The following is a 22,601-nucleotide window of genomic DNA, read 5'->3' as shown; positions in this document are numbered from 1 at the left end:
GAGTTTTCAATTAGCTGTTGCAACAACACAACAATAATTAGACTTGCTTTATGGATAGTATTAAATCCAATTTAAATACCTCCCATCTTATTTAGATGCTGCCTAACTGATAATAGGCTTCTTTCATCTATGATTTTGCAGATTTACTACTATATATTGTTATAGCTGCTACACCTGCGGTGCCAGCAGCTGCCAGACACTCTATTGCGGTATACCAAGTAATGACAGCGCCACCAATTGCCCCTATTATAGTTGGGGAGCAAAGTACGCGATAAGTGTTGCCATTATCGTTCGAAAAATGTTCCTAAATGCTTTTTATTGTAGCGGAAAATATAAAAAATTAACGGTAAGACGACAACTAAGTAAAGGATGAAAAAAGAATTGGCGCTGAGCCAACCGTATTCCGTCGCAAAGGTGAAGATGAGAAACAGGGAACCTAAACTGAAAAAGGGCAAGAACAAGCCTTTTTGGTAACGAGTACGACGCGCATCTGGTAACTGTTTTGCTTTTTTACCTAAGAAAAGCTGAGATGCTCGTGCGTGACTTAATGCATAAACAATAAGAAAAACAGCAATGAAAATTTGTAAGAACATAGGACACTTCCTTCTTTAAGTAAATGGTTAAAATGAAATCGTGCTGCTTAAATAGTTATCTAAGAAACGTTGAACCCTGAAGCGGTATTCGGCTTTATTTGTGACATAGCTATAAGCATGCTTGGCCCCAGGGACGATGTATAACTCCTTGGGTCCCGGCATGGCGTGAAATAGCTCGTAGGCCATCTGCGTGGGAACGAAGTGATCACTGTCGCCATGAATAAACATACTAAGATTAGTAGTGTAATATCCACGACGGTGGATTTACACTACTATTTTTTTTATAGTAGAAAGTGAAGAAGAGGCCGTCAACGTTATAAGACCATAGAGTCTGTACAATAAACTGGCCCCTTCACTATCCTTAATTGAATCAGTTTGTAGTATGTTGGTCCTTGAGACCGTGTATAGGAAATTGGAAGTGTTAAGGCATAGTAAATCGCTTCAAATCAATAAAAGGGAGGGGAATATATTGCGTGTTATGGCACTTGATATCAGTAAGGGAAAAAGTTACGTTGTTATTTATGATCAAGGAGAATGTGTAGATGAATGGGAATTAAAACACAATCAGAGTGGTTTTCATCAATTAAGAGAAAAGCTACGTGATTTTGATACAAAGGTTGTCTTTGAAGCAACAGGTGTTTATTCTTGTCAAATTGAGACTTTTCTTATATCTGAAGGTATTGCTTTTAGTAAATTAAATCCACTTTTAGCAAAAATGCAAACAGACGTGTTACGCGGAAATAAGACTGATAAAGTAGACGCTCATAAGTTGGCTCAATCACATTATCGTTTTGATAGAGAGTTAACACAACCTCAGACTTCTGTATATACGGAATTACATGAAGTATCTTCTTTATATAACGAAGTACATGAGACTTTAATGAAAGAAAAAAATTATTTACATGCGGGTCTACAGAAGGTTTTTCCAGAAGCTGAAAAATTATATTCTGAAAATTTATCTCAATTTACCTTAAATGTAATTGAGAAATTCGCACATCCAGCTTATGTATTAGAAATAAGTAAAACAAAAATTAAAAATCATATACTTGCTGGTACAATGAAGAAAATTTCTCAAGAAGAAGCGAAGCGTAAGGCTGAAGAATTAATTAAGATGGCCGAAGAGTCATATCCTTCAGTAAATAAAGATCATTTTGCTGTTACGAAGGTACAGTTTCGAATAAAAAGAATACGCGAACTTCTGAAAATGAAAGAAACACTATCTGCTAAAATGATTAAATTAACTGAAGAGTTATCTGAGTTTCACATTCTAGTAAGTATACCAGGAATAGGGCCTTTATCTGCAGCTTTACTCATCTCAGAGTTGGGAGATATTAGACGTTTTTCAACATCAAATAAAATAAATGCTTTTGTGGGTATTGATATAAGAACCCATCAATCAGGTACCATAACGAAAAAAGAGAGGATCAACAAACGTGGAAATGCGAGAGCTAGGATGATTCTGTTTTTTATTGTTCGTAATATGTTACGAACTCAAAAATCATCACCCAATCATATAGTGGATTATTATTATAAACTAAGAAAGCAACCTTATCATAAACGAGATAAAGTTGCCATGATTGCTTGTATAAACAAGCTGTTAAAAGTAGTTCATTTTTTAATCAATAAAAATGAACTATATGATTATGCTTTGTCCCCACACAGCTAATCAATCTATTTTTATTATACACACCTAGTTGTTTTTTTAAAAGTGAATAACTAGGTTTATTTGGAATGCTTATAAACCATAATCTTCTCAAATCTCAGACGAATAATAATTAAATACTGGTTATTTTTTATAAATATCACTTGACTACACGTAGGAAATAACGTTGGCGTCGTGCTTTTTTTAACTTGTTCTTCAGGTGCCGCTTCTTCAAAGGAGTAACCAACTTTTAATTTGGTTAATAAGCTAGTGAGCGGAATGAACGGATAAGCAGGTAGCTTATACATCGCTTTTATCTGATAGGCCAATTCTTTTGCGACCGAACTGTAACCACAGTCTTCAACGACGGCCTTCACGTTATCAGGTAAGCCTTCGCCGCTCACATTTAATACCGTGGCACCGCCCATGCTAATGCCGTATAAAACGATTTCACAATCCGTGCCAAAACGTTCAATCATTTTTCTGATCCAAATTAAATAATCTTTTCGTTCTGGCCATCCAAAACCGATATAATTTCCATCACTCTCACCATGACCACGGGCATCTGGTAATAAAATGTGAAAACCTAATTCATGAAAGAGACTTGCGAATGGTGCCATTTCGCGGTTGTTTCCGCTATAGCCATGTGCGAGAATTGCAACCTTTTTTGTAGGGGTTGTGTGTTCAATGAAGAGAGCAGATAAATTTAATGCGTCTGATGATTGAATCATGAGGATTTTTCGAGGGGTCGTTTGATACCATAGTTTTTCTTTTTCCCACGGATCATTAGCAACAACTTTAATTGGATCATAGTCATATTCAACAGGTTGTTCCGTTTTCTTAACGGCTTGTTTATAAAAATAGACCGAACTATATAATAAGGCACTAGTTGTCGCTCCAAGCGCACCAATTAAGCCAATCTTTGTTTTTTTTTTCATTTTAGACCCTCATTTCTCGTGATTGATTACCTGTCTTTAGTATACCGCATTTAGCTAAGTGATAGTGACTATTCGACCTGGGAATTAGTTGGGGTTTCGTTGTTAAAGATGAATAAAGCAGTATTTAGAAGCAATATGACGAAAGTGAATAAAAAAGAGTAGTCAAACAGACGAGAGGATAAAAAGCTAAAGGCAATGAGGGATTAACTCAAAATATCATATTTGAATGGGATACCCGATTAACGATATACTTATGTATAAATATGCGTTAAGTTTTTAAAACAGAGAAAAACAGGGGGAAATACAATGTTAAACTGGAAAAAAATATTGTTAGCATTAACGATTTTCACGCTCGTTCTCATCACAGCTTGCGGAGAAGAAAGTGAAGAAAGTGAAAGTGAAAGTGCCCAAATGGACTACACAATTACAGGAATAGAGCCAGGGGCTGGTCAGACTGAACTCAACGAGCAAGTGATTGAAGACTACGATAGTTTTACGGGTTGGAGTCAACAAACCTCTTCAACAGGAGCTATGTTGACCGAGCTTGATAATGCGATTCAAAACGAAGAACCTATTATTTTCACAGCGTGGTCACCACACTATATGTTTGCTAAATATGATTTAAAGTTTCTAGAAGACCCAGAAGGAATTTTTGGCGAAGGTCAGTACGCTGCAAAAATCGCGCGTCTTGGCTTTGAAGAAGATTTCCCGATTGCTTACGAGATTCTTGATCGTTTTGAGATGGAAGTCGGTGTGATTGAAGATGCATTACTTTTAGCGCAAGAAGAAGAACTTGATATGGAAGAACTAGCAAATCGTTGGGTAGAAGGGAATCGGGATTTTATTGATGTATACACGGAAGGTTTAGATCCCGTCGATGGAAAATCTATTGAAATTTTAACGACACAATGGAACTCAGAATTATTCATTTCATATGTTACGTCTGAAATCCTTACAGAGCACGGGTTTGACGTAACAGTTACTTCTGTTGATCCGTCGATTTTGTTTGAGGCTATTGCTTCTGGCAGTGGCGATGTAACAACCTCACCTTGGTTACCGAGTACACACGGTGAACTTTATGATAGGTATGAGGGTGAGTTTTTAGACTTTGGTATTGTATATGAAGGATCTAGGATTGGGTTAGCTGTTCCAACCTATATGGAAGTTGATTCACTTGAAGATTTTGAAGCAAATCCAAATGAATAAAGCTTGTGCAGCATAAAAAAGGAGAAGGATTATTGCGCTTCTCTTTTTTTGTGCCGTTAAGTAAGTCGTCTGTATAGGGACAGTAATCCTAAACGATATGTCTGCGATGTTGTCTAATATCTGAACTGCACTTTGAAAACAGAAGAACAAGAAGGACTAACACTCATCAATAAGGTTGCACCAACAGAAAGGGTATATTTTCTCGCTTGCTTTATCAATCGTATCAGTCTATACCATTGCGCCGCTGCAACCTTTTTCAATAATTGATGTCGTAATTTTGACAGAGATTTTGAAGTCAAAAAGATCTTCTTACTTCGCAATCGCTTTTTTCTTCACCGTTACATTGCCTTCAATTGCACGTGAGTAAGGACAAACCGCGTGTGCTTTATGCATTAAATCTTCTGCTTCCGTCTGTGTAACACCTTCCATTTCAGCGATTAACTTTACGCTTAAACCAAAACCTTTTAATTGTTTTTCAATGCTGACTTCAGCGGTAACTGAGGAAGTGATTTTTTTCTTTTCTTTGCCTGCGACTAACTGTAAGGCACTATCAAAACAAGCAGCGTAACCGAGTGAGAAGAGTTGTTCGGGATTGGTTGTGCCCGCTTGTTCGGAACCTCCAAGTCCTTTCGGAAGCGATAGTGAAAGTTCCATTGACCCATCTGCCGTTTTTGTGGTTCCTTGTCGTCCACCTGATGCCGTTGATTTTGCGGTATAAAGGGCTAACCCCATTGCATGCATCTCCTTTTCGTTTCGTATTATAGTTTTGAACAATTTAATTGTACACAATTAAATTGAAAAATGCAAATACGCATGCTTATGTGGTAAACTAACGTTAATGAATAGAGGGGTGATTGAGGTGACAAAAGAACAACTGAAGTTGGACAATCAAGTTTGTTTTCCTTTGTACGCAACAACGCGAGAGATGACGAAACGATACCGTCCGTTGTTAGACAAGTTAAAGTTAACCTACCCGCAGTATTTAGTTTTACTCGTCCTCTGGGAAGTGAAGGCAATATCTGTGAAAGCGTTAGGGAAACGGTTGTATTTAGATTCAGGGACATTAACGCCAATGATTAAACGGATGGAAGACCATAACTTGGTTAGGCGTCAGCGTTCCAAAGAAGACGAACGGGTCGTCAATGTATCTTTAACTAAACACGGTGAGGAAATGGAAGCATTAGCTGAAGACATTCCCTTAAAGTTTGTGGAGGGTACGAATCTTTCAGCAGAAGAGGTCAGTCAACTTAAAACCATTTTAAATAAAATGTTAATACAAATGGATGACTAATAATCAAAAGCATGAAGTGAATGGAGCGAATAATCATGAATAAACAATCAATCGTATTGTTATGGAATACCTTTAAGGCTGAGCATCCAGGTGTTGACGGAGACTATCAAGCATGGGCATTTGGTGATTCTGAACAAATGGCCGATCAACTTGCGGAGCTGGTAGTGAAAGGGATAAAAACAGCAACGGCATCGAATCAACTGCTTTATCAACACGAGGAGGAGCCGCTTCCTGAAGTAGGGCAATATAATATTATTTTAGATGGCAAAGGCATGGCGGTAGCCATCGTCGAAACCACGTCAGTTGAAGTGGTTCCATTTCGTGAAGTAACTGCAGCCCACGCGTTTTTAGAAGGCGAAGGGGATAGAAGTCTTGCCTTCTGGCGCGAGGTCCATGAAGACTTCTTTCGTCGTGAATTGGCGGAAGTAGGGCTAGCGTTTAACGAAGATATGCCCGTGGTTTGTGAGCGTTTTGTGCGTGTCTTTTAGAAGCTTCCACTAACGATAAGTAAGGGGAGACAATGCGCTTTCAGATGAACGGAGGGTGTGAAGGTTTAATGAGAAATGAAGGAGGCGAACAATAAATGAAACAGGAAGCGGTTTATGATGTTGCGGTAATTGGTGCAGGGACGATGGGGATGGCGACAGGTGCCTGTTTAGCTGGACAGGGCGTAAATACCCTACTCATCGATGCGTTTGATCCGCCCCATCATCATGGAAGTCATCACGGGAGTACACGAATGATGCGTCATGCCTATGGTGAAGGAAGAGAATACGTTGCATTAGTTAAACGTGCGCAACAATTATGGGAAGAGTTGGACCAACAAAGCGCTGCGAAGATTTTTGAGAAAACGGGTGTGTTAGGATTAGGTGATAAATCCTCTCCTTTTTTAAAAGAGACCATCGCTAGTGCTGAAACGCACCAGTTACCCCTTGAGGTTTTAACGAGTCAAGCGGTGCAACAAAGATGGCCGGGTTTTTCTGTGCCAGAGCATTTTATCGGCTGTTTTGAAGAAGATGCGGGTATTATTTATAGTGAGGAGGCCATACTGGCCTATCGCGAATTGGCGGTTAAACACGGTGCCCATTTAATCACGAACACACCTGTCACGGACATCCGTGAACAAGATGAACAGACAATCAAAATTGAGACCGAGGATCAGGTCTATTTTGCACATAAGGTGATTGTTACGGCCGGTGCCTGGGTTGGAAAGCTGTTAAAAGAGCTGCAGTTGCCATTGCAACCCACCCGTAAAGCGTTTGGCTGGTTTGAAGCGCCGGCAATCTATGATCTCGCTAATTTCCCGGCCTTTTATATTGAAGAAGGAGACCGGATGTGTTACGGGTTTCCTGAGCAGGCAGGACAAGGCTTGAAAATTGGGCGCGCTGAAGTGGGGCAATCGATTGATCCTGATCAACATAAACAGAACTTTGGTGCGTATGGATCAGATGAAGCAGATTTAAGGTTCTTCTTGACGCGTTATTTACCAGAGGCAAACGGCGAACTAAAAGAAGGAAAGACATGCTTATATACCAATTCACCCGATAGTCATTTCATTATTGACCAGCACCCGACACTCAATCGTGTCATACTGGCAGCTGGCTTTTCCGGTCATGGCTTTAAATTCAGTAGTGTGATGGGCGAGGTACTAAGTCAACTCGCTTTAGAAGGCACCAGTGATTTTGATTTGTCGTTATTTTCACTGGCACGATTCAATCAAGCATAAGTAAGGACGATAATAAGTGTGGCGCAACAGTTAAAAAACGAGACAGCCTAAATAAGCGGCACCCAAGTGAAGGGAATCACTTGGGTGCCGCTTGTTTCAAGAGAGGATCTAAGTAGTGAGTGTTTCAGCGACTTAGACATGTGTATAAAGTTATGCCTGTTCCTCGTTAGTGTTTTTCATCAGTTGTGCTTGCCGGTATACATGTTTAGAACCAAGCGATAAAGCGAAGTCTAATTTTGTTGGCGCTTGATGTAACAATATTTTCTGGGTGAAATAAACAGAAATAATGAGCGGTATTGCCGCACTTACCCACGCTAGTGGGTTTGACATAACAGCGCCGCTAAAGCCGAAGAATTCACTTAGAATGAGCGCGCCAATAACACGCGCAGACAATTCTAACACACCAGCAATGGTCGGAACGAAACTATTGCCAAGCCCTTGAATCGCAGGGCGCAAGACTAACACCAGTGCTAACAACATAAAAAACGGCGACTGGATGTTAAAGAATTGTTCGGATAAATCGAGCACGCTTGTGTTGCCTGCTTCCACAAAGAATCCTGCGAGAAAGCGACCAAAAAGAAGGCCAAGTACGCCGATAAAGATAGCATAGCCTAGCGCAACAGCCATGCCGCTTTTAATTCCTTGTTTAATCCGGTCAAATTCACCAGCCCCGAAGTTCTGAGCAACATAGGTGGACATCGCAATTCCCATCGTATTGAGCGGCATCGTGAGCAATTGTTCAATTTTTGAGGACGCGGTATAGGCGGCCACGGATGTTGCACCTAATTGATTTAAGGTAATTTGAATGGCAATCGCCCCAATGGCAATGATGGAATACTGGAACCCATAGGGCAAACCAATCCGTAAATGTTCTTTATATTCCGTTTTATCTGTGGTCCAGTCCTGCTTTTTGACACGAAGGATACGGACACGTTTTTTAATGTAAATCAGACAAAGAATCGATGCGATCAATTGTGAAATAACCGTCGCATACCCAGCTCCTGCGACATTCATATCAAAGCCAAGAATAAATATATAATCAAGAATGACATTTAACAGCGAGGTCACAATCAGAAAGAGTAAAGGTGTTCGAGAATCGCCAATGGCACGTAAAATATTTGATAAAAAATTAAAAATGACCGGTGCGCCAATCCCTAGAAAGATAATAAATAAATAATCATAAGCTTGGTCAATAATCTCTGGCGGTGTCTGCATTAACTCTAAAATGTTCCGCGTGTTAAGGGTGGCAACAATCGTTAAGATAATACTAACAACGACCACAATGATTAAACTCACGCCTAAACTACGTCGCAAGGCTGCTTCATCTTTTTTACCGAAACGTTGCGCGGTGAGGACCGCAAGTCCGGCTGTTAACCCAATCGCTAACCCTAAAATTAAGAATAATATACTACCTACCGATCCAACTGCTGCTAATGCATCCATTCCTAGTGTTTGTGATACAATAAATGTATCCGCCATCGAGTAAAACTGTTGAAAGACGTTACCTAAAAGCATCGGTAAGGAAAAGAAGATGATTAGTTTCAGTGGATGTCCTGATGTCATATCTCTACCCATCATCCATCACTAACCTTTCTATCGCTTAAATTATAAGTTGACCACCAACGGTGTTTTTTTGTCGTATTTCTTAGAAGAAAACGCTATATATTTTATAGTCTTTGAATAGTATAGTCTTATTTCAACAAAATGCAAGGTGTAAGGTTAAGTTTTTTAATTAAATTTTTAAAGTAGATACAGCTAGAATTAAAGTTACGAATAAACGAAAGAACTGGCGCGATTCACTCAACCCATGACTTAAAGAGGTACTAAAGCAGTGCTACGTGACGGATGGCAAGCACTAATTAGCACTATATTAAAGGCACTGGTTAGCGGGGCTGTTCATGGTTGATAAGCAAGGGATGAGGAGATAGGATTTTTCAACGGCAAAGATGAAAATTTGCTATAATGAAGAGGTTAAGTCACATCATTTACAAGTAAAAAAGAGGAGGCATTTTTATGACAGGTTGGATTATTGGAGGCGTGGTTGTTTTAGTCATCATTATTTTAATTGGCTGGGTTATTTCTACATATAACCGGTTAGTGAGCACGCGAGAGTTGGTTGAGAATGCAATGGGACAAATCTCGACACAAATTGAATCGCGCTGGGATGCGCTAAAAAGCATGATTGATGGCACAAAACGCTACGAAAAACACGAAGCGGAAGTTCTAGAAGGCATCACCGAAAAGCGTTCGCAAATTGGTAAAGGGGCAGAAGTATCCGATGTTAATCAGGATGATCAATTGTTTAACCAAGCCCTCGGTCGTTTAATTGCGGTCGCAGAGAACTATCCAGACTTAAAAGCGTCAACGGTCTATCAGGACACATTGAGAAACATTGACAAATATGAAAATCAAGTGCGTCAATCACGGATGATTTATAACGATACCGTGACCAAGTATAACCGGATCATTCAAATGGTACCTTCAAACATCATTGCTGGTATGTTCAACTTTACCAAGCGTGATTACTTTGAAGGCACTCAAGAAAAAACTGAAATGCCAAGTTGGGGTTGATAGCAATGAAAAAAATAGTCGTCGCATGGTTAACACTAGCGTTGTTTTTCGGGTTAGCGACCGTCGTCTCCGCCAATGAGATGGAGACGTTGGATTTAGAAATTGAGCTTCATCCAGACGGTTCAGGGACAGTAACTGAAACAAGAGACATGACATTAGATGAAGGCACAGAGATGTATATTGTGATGGAAAACTTAGGAGGCGCGCGTATCACTGACTTTCAGGTCAGTGACGCGGGAGAACCACTCACGTTTGTTGAGGACTGGGATTTGGATTGGAGTCGTGAACAAAAGGCAGGCAAGTATGGCATAGTTGAAACGGACAATGGGCAAGAACTTGTTTGGGGGATTGGTGCGTATGGTCAGCATCTCTATACCGTCACCTATACGTTAACCGATATGGTTCGCCAACTGGAAGACGGTCAAGGGATGAACTGGCGCTTTTTTAATGGGTCCGGCAACATTAACCCAGAAAAAGTCTCAATCGTTGTTTCGGGACCGGTTGCTTTTACCGCTGAAAACACAAAAATATGGGGATTTGGCTTTGAGGGTGAAGTTTATTTGCAAGACGGTGATTTGGTCGGTTGGTCAAACGAACCGATTCGTGATAATGGCCATATTACCCTACTGATGCAATTTACAGAACCATTATTTTCACCAACAAGCAATCAAGAGCTAACACTTAGTGAACAAGAAGCAAAGGCGAAAGAAAACAGCAGTTACAACAGTGGTAGCCAAGGAATGAGCCCTACTGACATCGTGCTAGCAATTGTGTTTGGTAGCGTGGCTTTACTTATTGTTGCTTTCATTGTAATGGTTGTTGTGCTTCGTCGTCGTGCAGTCAAAAAAGCAGAACCGCTCGTTGTCGGAAAAAACCGCGAGCAAATGAATGAAGGTGCGTATTATCGTGAGGTGCCTTATACGAAGGGGCCGATGAAAAATGTTCATTTCTTACTTCAAGAAGTAAATATGGGTAGCTTTGAAGATTACTTTAGTGCCTATATATTGAAGTGGCTTAAAGAAGGGCATATCACACACCGAACTGAAACGACAGGGAAAATCTTCAAAAGAGACAATGATCAATTTGTCTTAGCAACAACAAAACTAGCCAAAGATGTCGATGCGCTTGAGCGAAGATTTTTCAATGTTGTTGTCGAAGCGGCTGGAGATGATGGTGTACTTGAAGATGATGAAATTAAAAAATGGTCAAAAACAAATTACAAAACGTTAGAAACGTTAAAGAGTGACTTGAAAACAACATCGAAAAAATATCTCTTTGCTGAAGGTTATCTCTATCGTCAAGAAGTGAAGTTTATGGGTGGTTTAACAGCCATGGTTACAAAGGGAACTGAAGAAGGGGAAAAATTATTTGATCACCTCGTTCAGTTTAGAAACTACCTAAAAGATTTCTCTTTACTTGATGAACGGGTCGTTAAAGAAGTAAGCCTGTGGGAAGATTTGTTGATCTGGGCTAGTCTTTACGGCATTACTGAAGAAGTAGCAAAGCAATTGGAGACCTTTTATCCAGAGTTTATCGAACAAAGTCAGATTAGCTTCACTGATATTTATGTCGCCCACTTATTTATCTCGAGTATGAATAGTGGTTATTCGAGTGGCGTGTCAGCGGCCAGTCGCGGTGGCGGTGGAGGAACAAGCTTTGGTGGCGGTGGCGGTTCTTTCGGTGGCGGTGGCGGCGGTGCACGTTAGGGTGCAACTGTCATGGCTGAAACCATGAAAATAGCTCTTGAATAAATAGGAAATCATGAAAAAGCGTACCTCCCTTGAGTGGAGGTGCGCTTTTTATTGCGGATCGAAGGGGTATATCCCTAATAAAGAAGTGTGATTCATTCATGCGCTTCCGATAAGTAAGTGGATTTTCCGTACCTTCCGTGGATATACAATGTGATGAGATGATACAAGTCAGTAAAGCCTTTAACACTTAGGACGGAACCAAAAGCTAGTGTTCCGAGTTTTCCGCCTGCATTTTCAAGAAAGGGTGTACTGAAAATAAGCAGGGTTCCAGCAAATAAACTAGCAAGCAGATAAAGGAGGACGTGAGGCAAATGGTGTCGTTGTGTCATCCCAACAAATGACCCACACATAGCGGCAGCAATGTAAATGTGCGAAAAACTTCCTGATTCGAGATAGACACTAAAGGTGATCAAAAGGGTTACAACACTTGAAGCGAAGACAGGGTTTTGATTAAAGGTAGCTCTGATAAATAAGGTGATGGAACAGCCAATCAAACTAAAGAGAATAATCATCAGCCCAGTCCCAAGACCAGGGAAAGGTGATGAAAAAGGAAAGTGTCCCATGACTAACCCACTTAAAAGGGTGCCCAGTAAACTTAAGGTGCCGAGTTTACCACCAAAGCCTTGATAAGCAGATTGCCCCCAAATAAATAAAAGGCCGGTGATGATGAGTGCTAGACTAACACAATACAAATCAGGAAGAAAGTGAAGGTGGGTCATCCCAACAAAACTTCCGGTATAGATGGCTACGCAGTGTTTAGTGAACATGAGCGTGCCGATTAAACCAACAGTCCCGGAAGCCATGAAGCCACCAAAACCAAACGGATGATTTAAGCTAAAGGTGATCACTCCAGCTATGAGGATAATAATTAAGGTTTGTAGGTCGGCTTTTTTATGCTTAAAGGGTGTTTTAAAACGGTCATTAAAAAAACGAAAGGCTTGGCCGTGTAAGGTGAGTGTCATAGAAAGGATCACTAAGATAAACAATAAGCTGAGGGGAATCAACTGTGTGCGAAGGACAATTTCGATAAAGCTGGCGGTAAACAAGACAATACTTATGAGAGCAAGTGGGAGGTAGCCAAGGATTAAGATAAGTAAGGACATAAGACGCGCCTCCTTTGTCGAAGTGATTGGGCTAGCATGCCTTATTCATCTCTACCCGATTTTTAAGTAACTGATCACACGTTGAGCCCATAAAATATGACCGTTCGATGAACATGCGCGTGTCGTCATGTTTGAAATGACAAAGCGATAAGCCGTCCTTTTCATTCATCTTGTTTTTGCATAAAACCAATCACTTTAGGGTATGTATTTATATTAGACATTTAAATGAAAACCGACCGCGATTGGTGAATGAAGCTTTTAGCAGCTGAATGAATACATGCGTGAAAGATGCAAGTTGGTTTAGAAAAAACAAGGAGGCTGACGCATATGCGTATTGGGGTACCGAAAGAAATTAAAAATAATGAATTTAGAGTTGCGATAACGCCGTTAGGGGTGCAATTACTCGTGACACAAGGGCATGAAGTATTTATTGAAACCGGTGCAGGTGAGGGTGCGGGATTTGAAGATGAACGCTATCAAGCAAATGGAGCGATCATTGAACAAAAGGCGGTAACTGTTTGGGCTAGTGACATGGTCATGAAAGTGAAAGAACCACTCGCTTCGGAATATCACTATTTTCGAGAAGATTTAATCTTATTTACTTATCTACACTTAGCAAATGAACCAGCCTTAACAAAGGCATTAATGGAAAGTAAAACGACCGCGATAGCATATGAAACGATGGTCGGTGTTTCAGGGAACTTACCGATGTTGCAGCCAATGAGCGTGATTGCAGGCCGGTTATCGGTTCAAGTTGCGAGTCATTATCTACAGCGGCCTAAAGGTGGTGCCGGCGTATTAATCGGTGGGGTACCCGGTGTGAAAAATGGTAAAGTAACCATTATTGGTGGTGGTGTTGCTGGACAAAACGCCTTGCAAATTGCTCAAGGCTTGGGCGCACAAGTGACACTGCTTGATGTGAAGCCAGAGGTGTTAACCCAAGTAGAAGCGGATTATGGTCATCATGTGGTGACGTTGATGTCAAATGAAGTGAACATAAGTGAGTCAATTAAAGATGCAGATATTGTTGTCGGTGCAGTCCTTATTCCGGGAAGAAAAGCACCAACATTAGTCAGTGAAGCGATGGTTAAGGCGATGAAACCTGGATCGGTAATTGTGGATATTGCGGTCGATCAAGGTGGTATCTTTGAAACGGAAGATCATGTCACGACGCATGATGATCCGGTGTATGTTAAACATGGCATCTTGCATTATGCCGTAGCAAACATGCCAGGAGCAGTGCCGCGGACGTCAACGGTAGCTTTAACGAATGTAACGATTCCACATGCGCTACAACTTGCAAATCTGGGCGTGGAAATAGCGGCGACAAAAGACCACACGTTATACACCGGTATTAATGTGTATAATGGAAAAATCACCAATGGTCCTGTTGCAGAAACATTTGGTTATGAATATCATGATTTTGCAGAATTATCAGCAGTTAAATAATTAGCTGATGTTTATCATGAACACGTACCCTTTCAAAGTCAGTGGTGTTTTTACTGGAAAGGGTACGTTATTTCTATGTGGCCCTCTATAAAACGTAAATAATTATGATATAATAGGGAAAAGAAGGAAATGTTTGCGTTGGGAAGCAGCTGATTTTCTAGCGTGCACTTGTCACTTGAGGAGCTAAGGTCGTTAGATGTAGAGCTTTTTGTTAGGTGGTTGGCTAGGTAAAGTGAGCTGAACAGTAAGCCGAAAAGTAAAACTAATTTTGAATGAAATGAGGGAATGTCGATGCGTCAATTGTACATGCGTCAAAAAGTTTTTAGTTTAGGTGAGAAATTCACCATTACCGACGAACACGAACAACCAGCATATTATGTGGAAGGTAGCTTTATGCAAATTCCGAAAACTTTTACGATTCTAGATAAAGCAAACCAACCGGTAGGTGAAATCACAAAAAAAGTGATCAGCTTTATGCCAACCTTCTATGTTGAGATTCCGGGTTTTCAGTCGATTACCATTCAAAAAGCATTCACTTTTTTTAAAACGCGGTTTGATATTCGGGCGGAAAATATCAGCATTAACGGTGACTTCTTAGATAAGTACTTTGAAGTGCAAGCGAAAGGCGACGTTGTTGCATATGTCGAAGAAAAATGGCTTACGTGGGGGGACACCTACAAGATGGAGATCATTGATCCCCGTTTTGAAGCCCTCGTTGTCGCCCTTGTTGTGGCTGTTGATTTCGCAAAACAAGAGTCATAAACAATAGGTCGAAGCTGATGATTCATTCAGTTTCGACCTTTTTCGGTGGGTAATCTTTTATTTTGAATTCAAGATAAATAAGGTTTATAATGAGCATTAACAGACCACTAGCAATAAATAGCTTCAGGCTTGGAAAATAAAAAAATGGCGGGGGTTATAGAGGTGAATTTTCATAATCAACCAGCAACACATGTAAGTCGCATTGAACTTGAGGTTAAAGATTTAAAGGCATCTCGGCGGTTTTATGTGGATGTTTTAGGCTTTAAAGTGTTATTAGAAACGGATGAAGCATTGCAACTATCTGTTGATCAAACAAAGCCAATGCTCACACTGATTGAAAAGAAAGCTAAGCAGCAAAAAGCGAGGCGCGTTACGGGTCTCTACCATGTCGCAATTTTACTTCCAACGCGAGCAGATTTAGCTAAGGTAATGGTGCAGTTAATTAAGCACGATATTGAAATGGGGGCAGCGGATCATTTAGTGAGTGAGGCCATTTATCTTGATGACCCTGATGGTCATGGCATTGAAATATACCGTGACCGTGATCCAGAAGATTGGTCGTGGCGAGAAGGATTTGTCGATATGGCCGTTGACCCACTTGATGCTGAGGCGATTTTAAATGAAATCAATCAGGATACATCATTCGCTGGCTTACCAAATGATACGGTTCTTGGACATATCCATCTTCATGTGAAAGATTTACAAGAATCAGAACAGTTTTATACGGAATTGTTAGGATTTGAAGTGGTCAGTGCCCTTGGTAACCAAGCGTCATTTCTATCAACAGAGAAGTACCACCACCATATTGGTATCAATACTTGGAATGGAAAAGAACCCCCAGCAAACGATGCGATTCAAATGAAAAGCTTCACGATAACCTATCCATCTGAGCAAATACGTGAGCATCTGCTGGAAGCGTTGAAACAAGCAGGTGTAACTGTAGCAGAAGCAGAAGATATGCCTTATCTTTATGATCCACAAGGCATTCAGATTTATTTAAGTATATAAAAACAGGCGAACCAGCTAACTTTTGGTTCGCCTGTTTTGTGTAACAGATCTACATACGAGCATCATCGTTTTTAGCCTCTAAAGAATCAGAGGGATTATTTTCTATTGCAATCGGTGATTCGGCTGCTTGTTTTTCACCGAACACTTCAGGAATCATGGTAAAACCATCAACAACTGTTTCTTCATCAACCTCAATCATCAAGTAACGCCGGCCAAACATTTGTGTTTGTTTGACGTAACGTAAGTCTTCAGGACTGACTTTTACGTCAGCAATCTTTGTGTTGATTTTGATTGATTTTGATTTATATTTCGGGACGATGTTTTTAGCTTTTAATTGATAACCGTCGTCATCAATTAAGTCATGAAGCGCTGTTTTTACCTGCTCAGGTTCAACGTGCTGAACGCCATTAGCGGTTAACAGTTCGGAAATATCTTTATAGTCAAGCGTTGGAATTTCATCTTCCGCCTCGGCTTCTTCGACACGCTTATAAATATCTCCATACATACCAGCTAACGTGTCAGTTCCGATTTGGTGCCCAACAGTTCCGCGTACGACGCCTTCAAAAATCGCTTTATCTTCTTGCTGGGTGACTGTTTCTTCTGCATTTAAGACATCAAGAATATAAGCCTCATCAGGTTCGTTGGCTTTTGGTGCGGCATAAAGGATATGATTAACATCAGCCGCATGTTCGGTGAAACAAGGGAATAAAAAGCCACCAATCGGTGCTTTAATATTGATGACCGGGTCAACAATGACTTGATATTTAAATAGTTTTTCAACGTAGTCAAATAGTAAATCTTTTGGAGGGTCCTGTGTCTTATTGACAGTCGAAAGAATAAACTGATGGTCATAAGCTAAATCGTTTTTATGTTCAAAGTCATCATCGGTGTCTTTTTTCTTGGTTGGTTTTAGGTAATCCCCCTTGATAAAGGTGATGACAAGGTCGTGCTCGTATTCCCTTACCTCAAGCATTTTATCGACAATGATCAGCATTAATTCTTTGAAGCGAGCACGATCTTCGGTGATAAGTGCTTCATTTAACAACAGCTGCGTGCGGTCATCGCCCTCTTGTTGGAACTTTAATTCAAACAGTTTTTCATCCAGGTTACCAGTTAACACCTTTTTAAAATTGGTGTGGAAAAGCTCTTGTTCATCATCGTCCAAAATACTAAAAGGACGACTAATTTCATGATAGATTTCGCGCGTTTCTTTCGTTACATAAACTGACAGGATCTCTTGGATGTGTAGCAAGTCATTTTCCCGTTTGAATTGTTTTCTAATATCAGCAATATCTTTTTTATTCATGATCTTATGTATCCCCCTAAAGCACGAAGGTTTAGCCTTTATGCTTGTTCATGTTGATTTAATGTGCGTGCCAATGTTTCTAAAATATAAATGACTGGAACTTGTGTGGTAATATTGGTATCTTCATAATACTCTTCAGTCATGTAATATGCGATATTCACATCACTCATTTTTGCGATGGTGGAATGCTTGTGATTGGTGATACTGATAATCTTTGATCCTTCTCGTTTCAATTTATTGATGTGTTTAATTGAAAAACTATTTTCGCCAGAAACGGATAAAACAATTGAGACACTGTTTTTTTGGAGACGATTGTGGATCGGATAAGAAAAGTCTTTAATATACATCGAAAATTTCCCTAGACTCGAGAAGTAACGCGCACCGTATTCCGCTAAAATACCGGAACTACCTATCCCAAGAAATAACACGCTATCTGCGGCGGTCAATAAGTGAATGGCGCTATCAATCAATGCCTGCTGATCACTCGACAACGTGCGTTCGAAAAACTCAAAAACAGCATGGTCACCAGACTTTACCGTTTGATTACGACCTGCTAAATCGATCTTTAACGTGGTTTTAAATTCAGAGAAGCCTTCGCAACCAACCTTCTTGCAAAAACGAAGGATTGTTGCCGTGGATACATGCGTTTCATCAGCTAGTTCTCGAATCCGCATATAAGTAACTTCTTTTTCATGCGTCACGATATAATTATAAATATCTGTTTCTAAATCATTCAATGAGGCAATGACTTCACTCGTGAACATCACACCAACCTCCTCTCGTCCCTACATTCATCGTATATTAAATGCTATGTTAGTATAACATATTTCTGTTTTTGAAACATGGTGTAACCGATATGTTACATGCGACAAACGGAGTGACTTACAACAAGAAGAAAAGAGATGCTCGTCAAAGCGATGGGATTGTTTTAAAATAAAAGGATAAACAAACAAGATCATGTTAAGGAATGTAGGGAAAATAAGGAGGCAGATAAAATGGGCTTTAGAAAAGACTTTTTATGGGGTGGAGCAACAGCAGCCAACCAATGTGAGGGTGGTTATAATGCAGGTGGGCGAGGTCTCGCGAATGTAGACGTCGTACCGGTAGGCGAAGATCGTTTTCCAATTATAACAGGCCAAAAGAAAATGTTAGACTTTGAACCAGGCTATTTCTATCCAGCGAAAGAAGCCATTGATATGTATCATCACTATAAAGAAGACATTAAGCTATTTGCTGAGATGGGCTTTAAAACCTATCGTCTATCCATTGCATGGACCCGGATCTTTCCGAACGGGGATGAAGCTGAACCGAATGAACAAGGCCTGGCCTTTTATGAAGATTTGTTTAAAACGTGCAAGTCCTACGGGATTGAGCCATTAGTAACCATCACCCACTTTGATTGCCCTATCCACTTAATCAAAGAATATGGCGGTTGGCGTAACCGTAAGATGATTGATTTCTACGAAAACTTGGTTCGAACACTTTTTACACGGTACCAAGGCTTAGTGAAGTATTGGTTAACCTTTAATGAAATCAACATGATTCTCCATGCCCCGTTTATGGGGGCAGGTCTCGTATTTGAAGAAGACGAAGATGAGACGCAAGTAAAATACCAAGCGTCACACCATGAATTGGTGGCAAGTGCACTGGCGACAAAGATTGCCCATGAAATTGATCCGGAAAATCAAGTCGGTTGCATGTTGGCGGCAGGTCTTAACTATCCTTATTCATGTAAGCCCGAAGATGTTTTTGCAGCACAAGAAAAAGACCGTGAGAATTATTTCTTTATCGATGTGCAGTCACGTGGAGCATACCCGAATTATGCGCTTAAACAGCTGGAGCGTGAAGGGGTCAAGATTGAGATGACTGAAGAAGATTTAGCATTATTAAAAGCACACACGGTTGACTTTATTTCTTTTAGTTACTACGCTTCGCGAGTTGTTACAACCGATCCTAAACTTAATGAGCAAACAGAAGGAAACATTTTTGCTTCGGTAAAGAATCCTTATCTTGAAGCAAGTGAGTGGGGTTGGCAAATTGATCCGCTTGGTTTACGTACGACGATGAATGCTTTATATGACCGGTATCAAAAACCACTCTTCATTGTTGAGAACGGGCTCGGTGCAGTCGATACCCCAGATGGAGAAGGTTACGTTGAAGACGATTACCGAATTGATTATCTGCGTGAACATATTAAAGCAATGAAAGATGCAGTTGAATTAGATGGAGTCGATTTACTTGGTTACACATCTTGGGGCTGTATTGACCTAGTTAGTGCGGGAACAGGTGAGATGAAAAAACGTTATGGGTTTATTTATGTTGATCGTGATAACGAAGGAAAAGGGACATTAAAACGTACAAAGAAAAAATCATTTGATTGGTATAAACAAGTGATTGCTTCCAATGGCGAAAATTTACGATAATAAAAAGGGTAAGCATGCCTCGGCATGCTTACCCTTTTAAATATGGTGCTTAAGCTAAGCGTAATTGGTGACGCTCAGTGTGTAAATTACCGAGTCGAAGCTGCTTTTGTTGGTGCCTGCTTAATCAATAACCAATTCGGGATAAATGTAAACAAACTAACGAAAAGGATCACGAGGAAATTAAAATCCACCTTTGTGTAATCAATCGATAAGAATAAATCAGCCAGGAATTGTCGTGATTCCGGCAAAATAATTGAGATGATGACAACAGCCAACCCAGAAAATCCACCGATTAAACCGAAACGGTAAAACAGTGAGCTCAACAAAAACCCGAGTGTTAAGAAGAGAAAAGAGAGAACGGCGTTTGTGAAGAACTCATGGTACCAGGTTTGACTTAGTGTTGTTAGTTCGGTAGTAAACATGACGCGGAAGTTGGCAACGTCAAAGAGTCGTGAAATGTAATTAAACAGATACGTACTAAGCATAGCGAGTAACGACATAAACATTGCTAAAAGGACATTAAAGACGAGTGCGACGATAAGGAAATTTTTTCTTGTGGAGCTAAATTTTAAAAAGTAAGGCAATGTTTCTTTGGTCATTTGGAAACCAGAGATGGCACAGAAAATATAGATGACAAGCCCAAATGCTAAATTTGATTGCGAGCTTGGAATGGACCAAGAAAGGAGCATCAATAGCAGTGACGATGCAAATAAAATCGACCAAAAGATCATTAAGCTGTAGCGAAAATCGATCAACATGTATTGTAAGCCTGCTTTTAATTGTTTAGTCATGTGTACGCACGTCCTTTTTTTCAGTTAAATACACCATCAGTTTTTGTATATTCGTCTCTTCAACTTGAAACCCACGTTGACGTAAATCGGCAACATCGTAAACGTCATTAAATAATAAGACCGTTTTGTTTCCCATCATTTCTGTTGCGTGAATGACCTGCTTGCCTTTTGTGTAGTGATCAATTGCTTTTGTCGGACCACTCAGTTGTAAACTTAACTGAAGCAAGGCATCTTTATTTTGTTTTAGTAAAACCTCCCCCTCATCGATGATGATGACTTCTTCAAATAAATTGCTAACCTCATCGATCAAGTGCGTAGAAAGAATAATTGTACGTGGTTCTTTTTGATATTCCTCTAATAAAATATCATAAAAGCGATACCTCGCAGAAGCATCCAAGCCGATATAAGGTTCATCAAAGATTGTTACTTTGGTTTTACTTGCTAAGCCAATCACAATACCTAGCGCGGAAGCCATCCCTTTTGATAGCTTTTTTGTTTTCATCTGTCGATCAAGCTCAAAATCGGCTAGTAACTTATCCGCGGTTTCTGTGCACCAGTTCGGATAAAATAAGGCGCCTATTTTTAGTACGTCTTTAATTTTTAAGTTGTTCTTAAAATTGTTGCTTTCATTTATTAATGAAATCTGTGACAATAAGGTGCCATTCTCAAATGGGTCCTGACCACCTACTTTAATCACGCCATGTGATTGGCGCTGCTGACCGGCTAATATTTGCATGAGGGTTGTTTTTCCAGCCCCGTTTCGCCCTAACAAGCCGTAAATTTTGTTAGCTTCAAACAGTAATGATACATTGTTTAAAGCTTTTGAAGCACCATAGGTTTTTGAAAGATTGCTGATTTCAACGTTCATCATTTCATCGCTCCTTTTAGTAAATGGATAAGATCCTCGTCTGTTAACCCTAACTTCACTGCTTCTTGCTTTAAAGGTAAAATATAGTCGTGAAAAAAACGACTTTTTCGTTTAGCTGAGATAATCGTTGGTGCACCTTCGGCAACAAACATACCAATGCCTCTTTTCTTGTAAATAATGTCTTCATCGACAAGCAAATTGATGCCCTTTGCGGCCGTCGCTGGATTAATTGCATAAAATTTAGCGAATTCATTGGTAGAAGGAACCCGTTCCCCTACTGCAAGCGTGCCTTCAAGGATGCTGGATTCGATCGTGTCCGCTATTTGTTGAAAGATTGGTTTGTCCTCGTTTAAATGAAATGTCATGTACACACCCTCTTTGTTGGTTCATTACTTATGTAACTAACCATATAACTTAATTGAGCATTTGTCAATCTTAAATGAAAAAAATAGGGTGTAGGGTGGACTGAGAGCGGTCGTTGGTTTTTGTTTTTGAAGGAAGAGCTAATCAGCTATGCGTCTAAAGATATATGCCGGTCATGAGCAAAATATACCACTATTTTGTATAACTGTTGTATAATTAATTCCGCACAATATTTTGTTAAGGAGGAAGGGGAAAATGACAACAATCTATGATTTTGAAGCTTTAACCGCTCAGGGCGAACCAGTAGCACTCAATACATTTGCAGGGGATGTTTTCTTGGTCGTGAATACGGCGAGTAAATGTGGATTCACCCCACAATTTGAGGATCTACAAAAGTTATATCACAAATATAAAGATCAAGGCTTCACTATTTTGGGGTTTCCGTGTAATCAATTTAATGCGCAAGAACCAGGGACAAATGAAGAAGCGGCGGCATTCTGTAAGAAGAATTACGGCGTTGAGTTTCCGGTTTTCGGTAAGGTCGACGTGAATGGACGTAGATCACATCCGATTTTTCAGTTTCTCAAACAAGAAAAACCATTTCAAGGCTTTGATGAAACAACCATGAATGGAAAACTCATTAAGAAAATTGTTACTGATCGATACCCGGAGTGGGTAGTCGGTGATGATATTAAGTGGAATTTCACTAAATTCTTAGTTAATCGTAACGGTGAGGTTATCAAACGGTTTGAGCCGACAGATGAACCCATGGATTTTGAAAAAGATATTCAAGCAGTCTTATCCTAAGCG

22 protein-coding genes are annotated in these 22,601 nt (G+C 40.1%); 12 read left to right on the top strand and 10 right to left on the bottom strand.

From position 1 onward, the window contains the following. Nucleotides 1–284 precede the first annotated feature (284 nt). Nucleotides 285–593 (bottom strand): hypothetical protein, encoded by a 309-nt coding sequence (locus tag DES38_RS10725; RefSeq protein ID WP_110252106.1) that lies wholly within the window; start codon nucleotides 591–593, stop codon nucleotides 285–287. Between the two features lie 478 nt (nucleotides 594–1,071). On the opposite strand from DES38_RS10725, the gene DES38_RS10720 reads away from it, so the two are divergent. Continuing rightward, nucleotides 1,072–2,259 (top strand): IS110 family RNA-guided transposase, encoded by a 1,188-nt coding sequence (locus tag DES38_RS10720; protein ID WP_245882011.1) that lies wholly within the window; start codon nucleotides 1,072–1,074, stop codon nucleotides 2,257–2,259. A gap of 56 nt (nucleotides 2,260–2,315) precedes the next feature. On the opposite strand, the gene DES38_RS10715 is transcribed toward DES38_RS10720, so the two are convergent. Then, nucleotides 2,316–3,173 carry an alpha/beta hydrolase gene (locus DES38_RS10715; RefSeq protein ID WP_110252104.1) on the bottom strand — a complete coding sequence of 286 codons (858 nt, stop codon included), beginning with the start codon at nucleotides 3,171–3,173 and terminating at the stop codon, nucleotides 2,316–2,318. 306 nt (nucleotides 3,174–3,479) lie between these two features. Here DES38_RS10715 and DES38_RS10710 point away from each other — a divergent pair, with 306 nt between their 5' ends. After that, nucleotides 3,480–4,379, top strand: coding sequence for a glycine betaine ABC transporter substrate-binding protein (locus DES38_RS10710; RefSeq protein ID WP_110252103.1), 900 nt, complete (start codon nucleotides 3,480–3,482; stop codon nucleotides 4,377–4,379). Between the two features lie 309 nt (nucleotides 4,380–4,688). On the opposite strand, the gene DES38_RS10705 is transcribed toward DES38_RS10710, so the two are convergent. Beyond that, nucleotides 4,689–5,111 (bottom strand): organic hydroperoxide resistance protein, encoded by a 423-nt coding sequence (locus tag DES38_RS10705; protein WP_110252102.1) that lies wholly within the window; start codon nucleotides 5,109–5,111, stop codon nucleotides 4,689–4,691. A gap of 106 nt (nucleotides 5,112–5,217) precedes the next feature. On the opposite strand from DES38_RS10705, the gene DES38_RS10700 reads away from it, so the two are divergent. The 3 genes from DES38_RS10700 to solA all read left to right on the top strand — a co-directional run bounded on the left by DES38_RS10700 (nucleotide 5,218) and on the right by solA (nucleotide 7,396). After that, entirely contained in the window at nucleotides 5,218–5,670 is a 453-nt protein-coding gene (locus tag DES38_RS10700; protein WP_110252101.1) for a MarR family winged helix-turn-helix transcriptional regulator, read from the top strand. A gap of 35 nt (nucleotides 5,671–5,705) precedes the next feature. Next, entirely contained in the window at nucleotides 5,706–6,158 is a 453-nt protein-coding gene (locus tag DES38_RS10695; protein ID WP_110252100.1) for an ASCH domain-containing protein, read from the top strand. A gap of 95 nt (nucleotides 6,159–6,253) precedes the next feature. Further along, complete coding sequence (solA, locus tag DES38_RS10690; protein ID WP_110252099.1) at nucleotides 6,254–7,396, top strand: N-methyl-L-tryptophan oxidase; 1,143 nt, start codon at nucleotides 6,254–6,256, stop codon at nucleotides 7,394–7,396. Between the two features lie 150 nt (nucleotides 7,397–7,546). Here the strand turns inward: solA and DES38_RS10685 are convergent, their stop codons facing one another. Next, a complete protein-coding gene (locus DES38_RS10685; protein ID WP_245882008.1) occupies nucleotides 7,547–8,974 on the bottom strand; it encodes an MATE family efflux transporter in 1,428 nt (475 codons plus the stop codon). Nucleotides 8,975–9,409: 435 nt separating this feature from the next. Here DES38_RS10685 and DES38_RS10680 point away from each other — a divergent pair, with 435 nt between their 5' ends. Next, nucleotides 9,410–9,967, top strand: coding sequence for a LemA family protein (locus DES38_RS10680; protein ID WP_211305863.1), 558 nt, complete (start codon nucleotides 9,410–9,412; stop codon nucleotides 9,965–9,967). A gap of 5 nt (nucleotides 9,968–9,972) precedes the next feature. Further along, nucleotides 9,973–11,673, top strand: coding sequence for a DUF2207 family protein (locus DES38_RS10675; RefSeq protein WP_110252098.1), 1,701 nt, complete (start codon nucleotides 9,973–9,975; stop codon nucleotides 11,671–11,673). 137 nt (nucleotides 11,674–11,810) lie between these two features. Here the strand turns inward: DES38_RS10675 and DES38_RS10670 are convergent, their stop codons facing one another. Next, nucleotides 11,811–12,821: a hypothetical protein gene (locus DES38_RS10670; protein ID WP_110252097.1), complete on the bottom strand. Its 1,011-nt coding sequence runs from the start codon at nucleotides 12,819–12,821 to the stop codon at nucleotides 11,811–11,813. A 327-nt stretch (nucleotides 12,822–13,148) separates the two neighbouring features. On the opposite strand from DES38_RS10670, the gene ald reads away from it, so the two are divergent. From ald to DES38_RS10655, 3 genes are all read left to right on the top strand, one after another. Continuing rightward, complete coding sequence (ald, locus tag DES38_RS10665; RefSeq protein ID WP_110252096.1) at nucleotides 13,149–14,270, top strand: alanine dehydrogenase; 1,122 nt, start codon at nucleotides 13,149–13,151, stop codon at nucleotides 14,268–14,270. 291 nt (nucleotides 14,271–14,561) lie between these two features. Continuing rightward, nucleotides 14,562–15,032 (top strand): LURP-one-related/scramblase family protein, encoded by a 471-nt coding sequence (locus DES38_RS10660; protein WP_110252095.1) that lies wholly within the window; start codon nucleotides 14,562–14,564, stop codon nucleotides 15,030–15,032. Nucleotides 15,033–15,194: 162 nt separating this feature from the next. Next, nucleotides 15,195–16,040 carry a VOC family protein gene (locus DES38_RS10655; RefSeq protein WP_170114391.1) on the top strand — a complete coding sequence of 282 codons (846 nt, stop codon included), beginning with the start codon at nucleotides 15,195–15,197 and terminating at the stop codon, nucleotides 16,038–16,040. 49 nt (nucleotides 16,041–16,089) lie between these two features. On the opposite strand, the gene DES38_RS10650 is transcribed toward DES38_RS10655, so the two are convergent. Together DES38_RS10650 and DES38_RS10645 are read right to left on the bottom strand one after the other, a co-directional pair. Next, nucleotides 16,090–17,346 (bottom strand): DUF4317 family protein, encoded by a 1,257-nt coding sequence (locus DES38_RS10650; RefSeq protein ID WP_110252093.1) that lies wholly within the window; start codon nucleotides 17,344–17,346, stop codon nucleotides 16,090–16,092. Nucleotides 17,347–17,384: 38 nt separating this feature from the next. After that, on the bottom strand, nucleotides 17,385–18,110 hold the full coding sequence (locus DES38_RS10645; protein ID WP_110252092.1) for a MurR/RpiR family transcriptional regulator: 726 nt from the start codon (nucleotides 18,108–18,110) through the stop codon (nucleotides 17,385–17,387). Between the two features lie 231 nt (nucleotides 18,111–18,341). Between DES38_RS10645 and DES38_RS10640 the strand changes: the two genes are divergently transcribed. Beyond that, nucleotides 18,342–19,769, top strand: coding sequence for a 6-phospho-beta-glucosidase (locus tag DES38_RS10640; protein ID WP_110252091.1), 1,428 nt, complete (start codon nucleotides 18,342–18,344; stop codon nucleotides 19,767–19,769). Between the two features lie 86 nt (nucleotides 19,770–19,855). Here DES38_RS10640 and DES38_RS10635 read toward each other — a convergent pair whose 3' ends face one another. Genes DES38_RS10635 through DES38_RS10625 form a run of 3 tightly spaced genes read right to left on the bottom strand, consistent with a single transcriptional unit; the run spans nucleotide 19,856 to nucleotide 21,793 of the window. Then, nucleotides 19,856–20,560: a hypothetical protein gene (locus DES38_RS10635; protein WP_110252090.1), complete on the bottom strand. Its 705-nt coding sequence runs from the start codon at nucleotides 20,558–20,560 to the stop codon at nucleotides 19,856–19,858. Further along, nucleotides 20,553–21,431 carry an ABC transporter ATP-binding protein gene (locus DES38_RS10630; RefSeq protein ID WP_342767381.1) on the bottom strand — a complete coding sequence of 293 codons (879 nt, stop codon included), beginning with the start codon at nucleotides 21,429–21,431 and terminating at the stop codon, nucleotides 20,553–20,555. Before DES38_RS10630 ends, DES38_RS10635 begins: the two co-directional genes overlap by 8 nt. After that, a complete protein-coding gene (locus tag DES38_RS10625) occupies nucleotides 21,428–21,793 on the bottom strand; it encodes a GntR family transcriptional regulator (RefSeq protein ID WP_110252089.1) in 366 nt (121 codons plus the stop codon). Before DES38_RS10625 ends, DES38_RS10630 begins: the two co-directional genes overlap by 4 nt. A gap of 253 nt (nucleotides 21,794–22,046) precedes the next feature. Between DES38_RS10625 and DES38_RS10620 the strand changes: the two genes are divergently transcribed. Then, a complete protein-coding gene (locus DES38_RS10620) occupies nucleotides 22,047–22,598 on the top strand; it encodes a glutathione peroxidase (protein WP_110252088.1) in 552 nt (183 codons plus the stop codon). Nucleotides 22,599–22,601: the final 3 nt, after the last annotated feature.

It is taken from the genome of Streptohalobacillus salinus (assembly GCF_003201605.1).
GTDB lineage: Bacteria > Bacillota > Bacilli > Bacillales > Amphibacillaceae > Streptohalobacillus > Streptohalobacillus salinus.
Note: the sequence above shows the minus strand (reverse complement) of the source record. Positions and strands in the feature narration are given on the sequence as shown.

Coding starts and splice junctions, on each gene's coding strand:
- DES38_RS10685 (WP_245882008.1), bottom strand. CDS start 8,974: ATGATGGGTAGAGATATGACATCAGGACATCCACTGAAACTAATCATC.
- DES38_RS10645 (WP_110252092.1), bottom strand. CDS start 18,110: ATGTTCACGAGTGAAGTCATTGCCTCATTGAATGATTTAGAAACAGAT.
- DES38_RS10715 (WP_110252104.1), bottom strand. CDS start 3,173: ATGAAAAAAAAAACAAAGATTGGCTTAATTGGTGCGCTTGGAGCGACA.
- DES38_RS10680 (WP_211305863.1), top strand. CDS start 9,410: ATGACAGGTTGGATTATTGGAGGCGTGGTTGTTTTAGTCATCATTATT.
- DES38_RS10700 (WP_110252101.1), top strand. CDS start 5,218: ATGAATAGAGGGGTGATTGAGGTGACAAAAGAACAACTGAAGTTGGAC.
- solA (WP_110252099.1), top strand. CDS start 6,254: ATGAAACAGGAAGCGGTTTATGATGTTGCGGTAATTGGTGCAGGGACG.
- DES38_RS10630 (WP_342767381.1), bottom strand. CDS start 21,431: ATGATGAACGTTGAAATCAGCAATCTTTCAAAAACCTATGGTGCTTCA.
- DES38_RS10640 (WP_110252091.1), top strand. CDS start 18,342: ATGGGCTTTAGAAAAGACTTTTTATGGGGTGGAGCAACAGCAGCCAAC.
- DES38_RS10650 (WP_110252093.1), bottom strand. CDS start 17,346: ATGAATAAAAAAGATATTGCTGATATTAGAAAACAATTCAAACGGGAA.
- DES38_RS10635 (WP_110252090.1), bottom strand. CDS start 20,560: ATGACTAAACAATTAAAAGCAGGCTTACAATACATGTTGATCGATTTT.
- DES38_RS10670 (WP_110252097.1), bottom strand. CDS start 12,821: ATGTCCTTACTTATCTTAATCCTTGGCTACCTCCCACTTGCTCTCATA.
- DES38_RS10675 (WP_110252098.1), top strand. CDS start 9,973: ATGAAAAAAATAGTCGTCGCATGGTTAACACTAGCGTTGTTTTTCGGG.
- ald (WP_110252096.1), top strand. CDS start 13,149: ATGCGTATTGGGGTACCGAAAGAAATTAAAAATAATGAATTTAGAGTT.
- DES38_RS10620 (WP_110252088.1), top strand. CDS start 22,047: ATGACAACAATCTATGATTTTGAAGCTTTAACCGCTCAGGGCGAACCA.
- DES38_RS10720 (WP_245882011.1), top strand. CDS start 1,072: ATGGCACTTGATATCAGTAAGGGAAAAAGTTACGTTGTTATTTATGAT.
- DES38_RS10725 (WP_110252106.1), bottom strand. CDS start 593: ATGTTCTTACAAATTTTCATTGCTGTTTTTCTTATTGTTTATGCATTA.
- DES38_RS10695 (WP_110252100.1), top strand. CDS start 5,706: ATGAATAAACAATCAATCGTATTGTTATGGAATACCTTTAAGGCTGAG.
- DES38_RS10705 (WP_110252102.1), bottom strand. CDS start 5,111: ATGGGGTTAGCCCTTTATACCGCAAAATCAACGGCATCAGGTGGACGA.
- DES38_RS10710 (WP_110252103.1), top strand. CDS start 3,480: ATGTTAAACTGGAAAAAAATATTGTTAGCATTAACGATTTTCACGCTC.
- DES38_RS10660 (WP_110252095.1), top strand. CDS start 14,562: ATGCGTCAATTGTACATGCGTCAAAAAGTTTTTAGTTTAGGTGAGAAA.
- DES38_RS10625 (WP_110252089.1), bottom strand. CDS start 21,793: ATGACATTTCATTTAAACGAGGACAAACCAATCTTTCAACAAATAGCG.